The organism is Pseudodesulfovibrio sp. (assembly GCF_028692895.1).
Classification (GTDB): Bacteria; Desulfobacterota; Desulfovibrionia; order Desulfovibrionales; family Desulfovibrionaceae; genus Pseudodesulfovibrio.
The window spans coordinates 34,214-44,673 of the sequence record NZ_JAQUWN010000008.1 but is presented as its reverse complement, the minus strand read 5'-3'; the positions used below and the strand labels follow the sequence as shown (position 1 = coordinate 44,673).

General features: G+C 66.7%; 4 protein-coding genes. 2 read left to right on the top strand and 2 right to left on the bottom strand.

Translation table 11 applies throughout. From position 1 onward, the window contains the following. Positions 1 to 7 precede the first annotated feature (7 nt). Positions 8 to 5,170, top strand: coding sequence for a cadherin-like domain-containing protein (locus PHP91_RS03505; protein ID WP_300136934.1), 5,163 nt, complete (start codon positions 8 to 10; stop codon positions 5,168 to 5,170). A gap of 109 nt (positions 5,171 to 5,279) precedes the next feature. Then, entirely contained in the window at positions 5,280 to 6,632 is a 1,353-nt protein-coding gene (locus PHP91_RS03500) for a TolC family outer membrane protein (protein WP_300136931.1), read from the top strand. Between the two features lie 103 nt (positions 6,633 to 6,735). Here the strand turns inward: PHP91_RS03500 and PHP91_RS03495 are convergent, their stop codons facing one another. Both PHP91_RS03495 and PHP91_RS03490 read right to left on the bottom strand, forming a co-directional pair. Then, on the bottom strand, positions 6,736 to 8,112 hold the full coding sequence (locus tag PHP91_RS03495; protein ID WP_300136928.1) for an MATE family efflux transporter: 1,377 nt from the start codon (positions 8,110 to 8,112) through the stop codon (positions 6,736 to 6,738). 250 nt (positions 8,113 to 8,362) lie between these two features. Continuing rightward, a complete protein-coding gene (locus tag PHP91_RS03490; RefSeq protein ID WP_300136925.1) occupies positions 8,363 to 10,447 on the bottom strand; it encodes an HD domain-containing phosphohydrolase in 2,085 nt (694 codons plus the stop codon). Between the last annotated feature and the right edge of the window lie 13 nt (positions 10,448 to 10,460).

Sequence of the window (10,460 nt, the reverse complement as noted above, 5' to 3'; positions counted from 1 at the left end):
GTTCTCCATGGACGGCGACAAGGTGGTGGCCGCCGCCGGGCTCGACTACGAGACCGCCGGCCAGTACCACATCAGCGTCACCGCCTCGGACGGCGTCCACGACAGCAACACCGTCGAATTCGACGTGGACGTGGACAACCTCAACGACAACGCGCCCACGGTCGGCGACGCCCTCGTCCTCACCGGAACGAACGAGGACACCCCCATCACCATCCACGCCGCCGACCTCCTGGAGGGAGCCTCTGACGCGGATCATGACGGGCTGTCCGTGACCAACCTGGCCGTCAGCGCCGAGCAGGGCGCCCTGCACGACAACGGCGACGGGTCCTGGACCTTCACCCCGGCCGCCGACTTCAACGGCGACGCCACGTTCACCTACTCCGTAAGCGACGGCGAGCACGCCACGCCGCAGAGCGCCACCCTGGCCGTGGCCGCGGTCAACGACGCGCCCGCCCTCGACCTGGACGGCGGCAGCCACCTGCAGGTCACCTTCGCCGGGGAAAGCGCCGCCTACAACAACATCATGGGCGTCTACGTCGTGGACGCGGACGGCAACAACGCCTCCGACCCGCAGATAATCGTCTACAACCAGAACGCGGGCATCGCGGAAGGCACCGTCCTGACCACGCTGGCGGAAGGCGAGCACTACGAGTACTTCATCATTGCGAACGGCGCGAACACCTACGACGCTCTCACCGACAGCCAGCTCTCGTTCTCCCATGCGGGAGACGGCACCCTGATCCTGAACGTCGACGGCTCCCCGTCCACGGCCCATGTCTACTTCTCGCAGTCGGAGAATGATCCGGACAACCTCGAGGGCGGCCACTTCATCATCACCGAGAACGCGGACGGCTCCACGACCGTCAGCGTCGAGGACCTCTGGAACGGCGGGGACAAGGACTTCGCCGACGTGGTCCTGAACATCCAGCCCGTTGACGGCTCCGAAGGCACCGGCTACGCGGCCACCTTCGTCGAAGGGACGAGCGGCGCGCACGTCGCGTCCGCCGGCGTCACCATCACCGACGCCGAAGGCCCCATCTCCGAAGCGACCGTCACCCTGACCAACGCGCAGGACGGCGACATCCTGAACGTCGGCAACCTGCCCGACGGCATCACCGCCAGCTCGGCGACCAACCCCGTCACCGGCGCGATCACCGTCACCCTGACGGCGACCGGCGGCTCCGCCTCCCCGGCGGACTTCGAGACCGCCATCCAGGCCGTGACCTTCGCCAACACCTCGGATGACCCGGACACCACGCCGCGCGACATCGCCGTGACCGTCACGGACGACGGCGGCCTGAGCGCCAGCGCCCAGACCTCCATCACCGTCGTGTCGGTCAACGACAGCCCGGTGGCCGTTAACGACCAGTTCGCCGTCACCGAGGACACCGCCAGGGTCTTCACCTTCGCCGAACTGCTGGGCAACGACAGCGACCCCGAGGACTCCATCGGCGACCTGAAGATCATCACCGCGGCCACTGACGAGAACACCCACGGCACCGTGGTCGTCGACGAAGCCGCGCGGACTGTGACCTTCACCCCCGACGCTGACTACTCGGGCCCCGCCGCCTTCGTCTACGGCGTGCAGGACACCGATGGCGGTTACAGCAGCGCCACCGTCAGCCTGACCGTGGAATCCGTCAACGACGCCCCCACCATCGACGGCGCAGTGACCTTGGAGGCCACCGACGAGGACACCGCCATCGTCATCACCGCCGGCCAGCTCCTGGCCGGAGCCTCGGACGTGGACGGCGACGCCCTGTCCGTGACCAACCTGACCGTCAGCGCCGACCAGGGCTCCCTGGAGGACAACGGCGACGGCACCTGGACCTTCACCCCGGCCGAGAACTTCAACGGCACCGCCGAGTTCTCCTACTCCGTGAGCGACGGCTCCGCCTCGGTCAGCCAGTCCGCCGCCATGACCGTCAACGCGGTCAACAACGCCCCCACGGCCGGCGACGATGTGCTCGGATCGACGGCCTACACCCCGAGCGAAACCATCGCCGCCACCACCGACGCGACCATAACCAACGTCAACCAGGTGGCCGCCGACTGGGCGGCCGAGGGCATCACGGTCCGCGCCATGGTCGGCAACGGGCTGAACTCCAGCACCTGGCAGGATTCGGTGCTGAGCAGCAAGAACGTCTCCTTCACCGAGGCGGGCACGCAATACGCGTACTCCGGGTTCGGCGTCCACGCCGCCAACGGCATCGACGGCGGTGAGATCGACACCATCAACGGCAACGAGAACTACACGGAATTCGTGAACCTGACGTTTGATCGGCCCATGAGCTCCGTGACCGTCACCCTCTCCGCCCTGTTTGACGGCGTGCAGGACCTGACCACCCTCGAGGACGACGCCGGTCCCTATGATATCGGCTACATCGAGACGGCGCGGCTGGCGGCCTACAGCGCCAACGGCGAACTGATCGGCTACGTGGACGTGTCGGGCACCCCCAACGGCCTGGTCACGGTCACCCTCGACGCCGATTCGCTGCACTCCAGCACGCCCATCGCCGAGGTGGTCGTCATGCCGCTCGACGACGGCGCGCACAACTCGGGCAACAACAGCGACTTCCTGGTCAACAGCGTCACCGGCGAGACCTCGGCGCAGGTCGACGGCGTCTACTTCGAGGACCAGGCCATCGACATCAACCCGACGGTTCTGCTGTCCAACGACAGCGACAGCGACGGCGGCGCCTTGACCATCACCGCGGTGAGCGACGCCCAGCACGGCACGGTCACCATGGACGCGTCCGGCATCCACTTCGTGCCCGATGCCGAATACAACGGCCAGGCCAGCTTCGCCTACACGGTGAGCGACGGCCAGGGCGGCACGGCCACGGCCACCGTCACCCTGAACATCACCGCCGTCGACGATGCGCCCGTCGCGGGCAATGTCGACCTGACCGTGGTTGAGGACGGCACCCTGACCATCTCCCAAAGCGACATCACTTCCCACGTGACGGAGGTCGACGGCGACGCGCTGACCGTCACCGACCTGACCGTCAGCGGCGGCGCCCTGGAGGACAACGGCAACGGCACATGGACCTTCACCCCGGACGCCGACTGGAACGGCGACCTGAACCTGAGCTACACCGTGACCGACGGCACAACCTCGGTCACGGGTTCCGGCACCATCGCGGTCACTGCGGACAACGATGCGCCGGTCCTGGGCATCGACGGCTCCGAAACCACCTACGACACCGCCTACACGGTGGGCGGCTCCGAGGTCTCCATCGCGGGCGACATCCACATCACCGACATCGACTCCGACATGCTCGGCAAGGCCGTCATCACCCTGGCCAACACCCAGGAAGGCGACGTCCTGAACACCGACGGCATCTCCGGCGGCCTGTTCGTGCAGGTGGACCACAACGGCGACGACACGATCATCACCCTGAGCGGCGACGCCACGGCCTCGGAATACGAGAGCGCCATCAAGGCGATCACCTTCTCCACCACCGGCGACGCGGGCGTGAACCGTGTCGTCACCGTGCAGGTGACCGACGCCGAGGGCACGCAGTCCGACGCCAGCAACACCGCGACCACCGTCATCGCCGTGGCCCACCCCACCGACGATCCCGTGATCGACATGGACGTCCACGGCCAGGAGGTCAGCATCGAGGGGCGCAACGCGAGCTACGCCAACATGCTCGGCGTCTACACCGTGGACGACCAGGGCGACCCGAGCAACCCGGAGATCATCCTGGCCAACGCGGACAGCGTGAAGCTGAACGAGGTCCTCAAGGTCTTCGCCGAGGACGAGCAGATCCGCTTCTTCCTCATCGCCGACGGCGGCAACAAGGGGCTCGACCTCAACGCCGACATGCACTTCGTCAGGGATAACGGCCAGTGGGCCCTGGCCCTGGCCGGAGCAGGCGGGGTCACAAACCTCGTCGACGTGCGCTTCGACGACGCCACCTACAACCCGAACGGCGAGGAAGCCTCCTTCGAATTCCCGAGGGGCGAGGACGCCGGGGTCACCGTGGGCGGCCGGGGCGAACCCAACGACATCCACATCGGCGTGGACGACCAGCTCGGCTCGCCGAGCGGCCCGAACGGGCATGACCCCGACCCCTACAAGGACAACAAGGGCCAGGACGATGACGACGACTTCAACGACCTGAAGATCGACGTACACTACTCCAACAACGGCGTCTTCCACGGCGGGAACAACAACGACGAGGCCAACGGCGGCGTCGGCAGCGACACCCTCTACGGATACGACGGCAACGACTTCCTGGCCGGAGACAACCACGCGGACGTGCTATACGGCGGCGCGGGCAACGACACCCTGTACGGCGGGAGCGACGCCGACACCCTGTACGGCGACGCCGGACACGACACCATGTACGGCGGGAGCGGGGATGACTCCCTTCACGGCGGCGGCGGCAACGACCTCATGTACGGCGACCTGAACAACGACAACGCCGGCGGCGCGGACCACATGTACGGCGACGCCGGACACGACACCATGTACGGCGGCCAGGGCGACGACAGCATGTACGGCGGCCACGGCGACGACTACATGCAGGGCAACGCGGACAACGACCTGCTGGTCGGCGGCAGCGGCGACGACACCCTGCTCGGCGGCGGCGACTTCATGAACGGCGCCGACGGCGCCAACACCCTGCACGGCGGCCACGGCGACGACCTGCTGGTGGGCGGCGACCACGTCGACCTCTTGACCGGCGGCAGCGGCGACGACACCCTGTACGGCGGCGACGGCCACCACGGCGGCGCGGACGGCAACCGGATGTACGGCGGCGACGGCAACGACCTGCTGGTCGGCGGCGACGGCCACGACACCCTTGTGGCCTCCACCGGGCACGACACCATGTACACCGGCTCCGGCGACGACCACATCTTCATCGACCAGTCCGTCCTCGCCACCAACACCGAAGGCGGCAACGAGCTGTTCGTCGCCGACTTCGACACCGCCCACGACCGGCTCAACCTGGACCCCGGCATGGTGGCCACCATCCTCGACAACACCGACGGCCAGGTGCACCTCGACGTGACCGACGGCTCCCACCACTTGACCGTCATCCTCGAAGGAGCGAACATCTCCTCCTTTGACGTGAACCAGCATGTGGACTACACCGACAACAGCACCGACCAGGTGATCCAGATGATTATCAACGCCAACAACAACAGCGATTACTAGACCTCGCGGGAAACGGCCCGGCTTGACGGCAAGCCGGGCCTTTCCGCGAAGGCCTATTGCATTCCCGAACGGATGCAGATAAGAATGATTGACAATGACGATTTACCCCATGGCAGCTAAACGACACCTCTCCACCCTTCCGGCGCTCCTGGCGCTCTTCGTCCTTTTGCTTTCCGGGCAGGCCCTTGCGGGCACGGACGGGAACACGACCCTCATCGAGTCGGTCAAGAAAGCCGTGGGGCACCACTCCCAGATCAAGGCCATGACCTTCAATCGGGAAGCGGTCAGCCGCGACCTGGCCTCGGCGCTGGGCCGGTTCTTCCCCTCGCTCGACCTTACCAGCGACTACGGCTTCCAGAAATACAACACCAGCAGCGCCCGGGCCCTCGGCAACGAGGACCGGACCCGCACCGCCTCGGACTCCAAGGCCACCCTGACCCAGAACCTCTTTGACGGCATGTACCGGATCAGCGACTACTATGGGTCCAAGGCCCGGCTGACCTCGGCCGAATACCGCCTGCTCGACAACGTGGAGACCGTCGCCCTGGACGCCATCCGCGCCCATGTGGACGTGGTCCGGCTGCGCAAGCTGGTCACCCTGGCCGAGGAGAACGTCACCTCCCACCAGGAGGTCCTGGAATCCATAGCCGAACGCGTGGCGGGCGGCGCGGGCAGCATGGCCGACGAGATGCAGGCCAGGGGCCGCGTGGCCCGGGCCGAGACTACCCTCATTACCTACAAGGGCGACCTGAGCTCCGCCGAGGCCCAGTACTTCCGGGTGGTCGGCAACGAGCCCGGCCCCTTGGAGGCCATCGGATTCCATGAGGAAATGGTCCCCAAGGAACGGACGCCCTACATGGACGTCGTCCTCAGGGAAAACCCCAAGGTCAAGGTCTACCAGGCCGAGGTCGAGGCCAAACGCGAGGACAAGGGCATGACCGGCGCATCCATGATGCCCAACGTGGACGTCCAGGTCAGCAGCCGCTACACCGACCACCTGGACGGCGCCAGCACCTACCTGCGCGACGACCGCGCCATGCTCGCCCTCTCCTGGAACCTGTTCAACGGCACCTCGGACTTTCAGGACATCAAGGCCGCCCAGGCCAGGGTCGACCAGGCCAAGGCCGACCTCCAGGACACCATGGACGAGCTCGGCCGCGAGGCCAGCACCACCTGGACCGACTACCAGACCGCCCTGGGCCAGGTGGGCAAGCACCAGGAGGCCCTGCAGTACAGCATGGAATCCCGGGACATGTACCTCATGCAGTTCAACGTGGGCCAGCGCTCCCTGCTTGACGTGCTCGACGCCATCAACGAGGTGTTCAGCAACAGCGTGCAGCTCGAAACCGCCCTTTCCAACCGCGACTTCACCATCTACAAGTTCCTGGCCCTGGAGGGCAACCTGGTGAAGACCCTCGACATCGCCGAGGCCGCCACCGAAGGCCAGGCATCCGAAAAATAGCCTCCCCCCCAAAAAACAAATGAGGCCGGAAGCGCAACCCGCTTCCGGCCTCTTCTTTTCGTCCCGGCGTCCATCCGGCCGCTCTCCGCAGCCGGCTCCCGGCTCATTCCTCGATCAGCCGGATGGACCGCCACGGCCCACGGCGGAACCGGACCATGAAGCTCACGGCCAGGAATATGACGTAGGAGAGCAGACAGGCCCACGGCGCGTGCAGGGAGGTCACCCCCAGGCGAGTGAGCAGGGTCAGGGGAATGACCACGCAGCCCATGGAGCCGACGGCCATGGTCAGCATGATGAAGCGCGTGTCCCCGGCCCCCTTGAGCCCGCCCATGTAGGTGATGGCCACGGCGTCGAGCAGAGTGAAGGCGGCGATGTAGCGCATCAGCACCACGCCCAGGGAAAGGACCCGGCCGAACTCCGCGCCCGCGTCCCCCCGCGCCCGGAAGAGCTCCATGAGCCACTCCGGAAAGCATATGAAGAGAATGGCCATGCTTCCCATGTAGAGGAGGGCTATGCGCAGCACGCTGCCGGTGGCGTAGGCCGCCCGGTCCGGCTGGCCCGCGCCCATGGCCTGGCCCACCATGATGCTCACGGCGATGTGCATCCCGATCATCGGCAGGAAGGCCAGGGTCTCGATGGAGATGGCCGCGTTGGTGGCGGCCAGCTCGGCCGCGCCGATGCGCCCCACCATGAAGACGAAGAAGGTCACCGCGAACATGTCCACGAAAAACTGGATGCCGCCCGGCAGGCCGAAGCGCAGGAAGCGGCGGAACAGCTCCGGGTCGAACCGCCAGGCCGAGCGCACGCGGAAGACCGCCTCGTTCTCGCGGGTGAAAATGAGCAGGGAGTAGCAGACGCCCGGCAGCACGTAGCCGATGAGGGTGGCGATGCCCGCCCCGACGATGCCCATCTCGGGGAACGGCCCGTAGCCGTTGATCATGCAGTAGTCGAGCGGGATGTTCAGGGCGGTGGCGGCCAACTGGACCACCATGACCGGCTTGGTCAGCCCTCGCCCGGAGAAGAAGCTGGACAGGCAGGCCCCCACCAGGAACGGCCCGCCGCCCACGGTGAGGATGCGGAAATAGGCCACCTCCTGCTCGCGCACGGCTGGCGGATGCCCGGCCAGGTCGAAAAGCGGCCCGGCCAGGAACCAGAGGGCGGCCAGGAACAGCCCGGCGGGCAGGCAGAACCACAGCCCCTGCCACATGGCCGCGCCCACCCGCTCGTGGCGGGCGGCCCCGGTGTACTGGGAGACGAACACCCCCACGTACTCCACCACCCCGAAAAAGAAGGACAGGAACAGGAAGGCGCTGACGTTGGCCGGAAACGACGCGGCCAGAGACTCCAGGGAATAGTGTCCCAGGAAGATGCGGTCGGTGAAGGTCATCACCGTGGAGGAGAGCATGCTGACCACCAGGGGGAACCCGATGACCAGGGACTCCCGGTAGCCGTTTTTCGCTGCCCAGCGCTGAATCTTCATTTTCGTTTCCGTGTCGGCGTTGTTCGGGGGAAGGGGGCTATACGCCACAAGCCCGGTGGTGGCAACCTGCCCTGCCGGACCTGGGGGAAATGACGGGACCGCCGTCCACAGGATCCAGACATAGCCCCGAAAGGCGCAATCCTCAAGCCGTCCGGCCACGCCCCCCCGCCTGGGCCCGGCCCTTGCGGCAGGCGAAAAAAGGGCCCCGGCGATGCGCCGGGGCCCTGTGCAACCGGATGGAGCGCGGCCGCTATTCCCTTGTCTCCACGAGCTTCTCGCCCGCCGGGGTCTTGAGCACCCCGGACAGGGCGCTCACCACTGCGGCGTCGTATCGGACGGCCTCGCCCGCCAGGATTTCCAGGGCCGCCTGCGGCGCCTTGGCCCCCCGGTAGGAGCGGGGGCGGATCATGGCGCAGAACACATTGAGCGCAGAAAGGATGCGGGCGGCCAGGCTGATCTCGTCGTACTTGAGGTGCTTGGGATAGCCCGAGCCGTCGAGGCGCTCGTTCATCTGGTAGATGGCGTTGAGCACGCCCTCGGCGATGTCGATGTCCTTGAGGATGCGATAGGCGTGCTCAACGTGCTGCTCCATGACGCCCATCTCCTCGTCGGTGAGGCGGCCGGGCTTGGTCAGGATCGCGTTGGGCACGAACATCTTGCCGATCTGCGAGAGATTGGCGGCGGTCTCCAGCTCGGCGATGTCGCCGTCGCCCAGGCCCATGGCCTTGCCCACGGCCACGGAGAGGCGGGCCAGGAGCTTGGTGTGGCCGCCCAGGTACGGGTCGGCGGCCTCGATGGTGGAGCCCAGGGCCTCCATGGCGCGCTGGATCAGCCGCCGGTTCTTCTCCTGCACGGCCACGAACTCGGTGATGTCGCGGTAGACCTCGACAATGCCCTCGCAGCCCCCCTCGGCCGTGTGGTACGGGGCCTTTGATATCTGGAACTCGTAGCGCTGCGAGTGCAGGAAGATGGGCTCGTTGATGGTGATCTTGCGGTTCTGGTCGCACACCGCGGCGTCCTTGGCCGACAGGCGCTTGGCCGTGTCGAAGCCGAACACGGCGGCCGCGTCCATGCCGATGAGCTCCTCCTTGTCGCGGCCCACGGCCTTGGCGAAGGCGTCGTTGACGTAGGTGTACCTGCCCTCCATGTCCTTGAGGGTGATGAACTCGTCGATGTTGGCGTTGATGGAGTCGATGAACCGCTTCTGGATGTCGATCTGGGAGGCGAGGTTGCGGAACTCCTCGGCGATGCGCTGGCTCTGCACGCCGGTGAGGACCCACCAGGCCAGCCCGGCCACCAGGAAGGCGGTCAGGATGCCCAGCCCGGCCACGATCCAGACAGTGCGGGTGAAGCTCTCCACCGGCTTCATGGCCGTGGCGTAGTCGGACTCCTGCACCACCCACCAGACCTGCCCCGGCACCTTGACGCCCAGGGAGTAGACCTCGCGGTCGTTCTCGGAGAGTGAAGTCCGGGCGGCGAAGGCCAGGTTGCCGTTGTCGCCGAAATCAAGCTTGGCCGTGACGTCCGTGAACCCCCGGGAGGTCCAGGGCGTGACCTCGCGGAAGCGGTCGCCCTCCTTCTGCATCAGCCGGGTCCGCTCCCCCTTGGCCGAAAGCGAGGAGTTGGACATCAGCTCGGTGATGGTGCCGGTGATCTGCCGGGTCATCATCAGCGCGCCGATGGCCGGATCGCGGTCCTCGCGCGCGTCGGGCGGGAACACGGGCACGAAGACGTCCATCTCCAGCCCCTGCGCGGTTTTGCGCAGCGGCGAGAACGCGGCCTTCCGGGCCTTGATCGCCTCCATGGCCAGGGCCAGTTGGTCATCCTCCATGGGAGGCAGGTGACCGTCGGTGGCGATGTAGACCTCGCCCTTGGCGTTGAGGATGCGGGCGGTGGTGAAGCCGGAGTAGGTGGAGAACTCCCGGAGCATGTTCTGCATCATGGGCAGTTGGGCGGCCAGGGCGGCTCCCTCGTTGCCCGAGTCCACGTCCTCGGGCGAGACCGCGCCGAAGATGGCGGTCAGGTCCCCCTTGAGATCGTTCACCTCGGCGGCATAGAGCCGGAACAGCTCGGACTTGATGAGCCGGTCGCCCTGCCGGGAGAGATTGGTCAGCCAGGCCGAGACCATCTCCGCCCGGCTATGGGAGAGGAGCCCGAGCCGCTTTTCCTGGTTCTCCAGGCTCTCGGTCTCCTTGTTGCCCACCGCCCGGCTGGCCAGGATCAGGATGCCCGCCGAAATGACCAGGACAAAGGCCAGCACCACGCCGATCTTGACGCCCGCCTTGGCCCCTCCGAGGTTCTTCGGCACCTCGTTCGCCTTGTTCTGCTGTGCCATGGTTCACTCCATC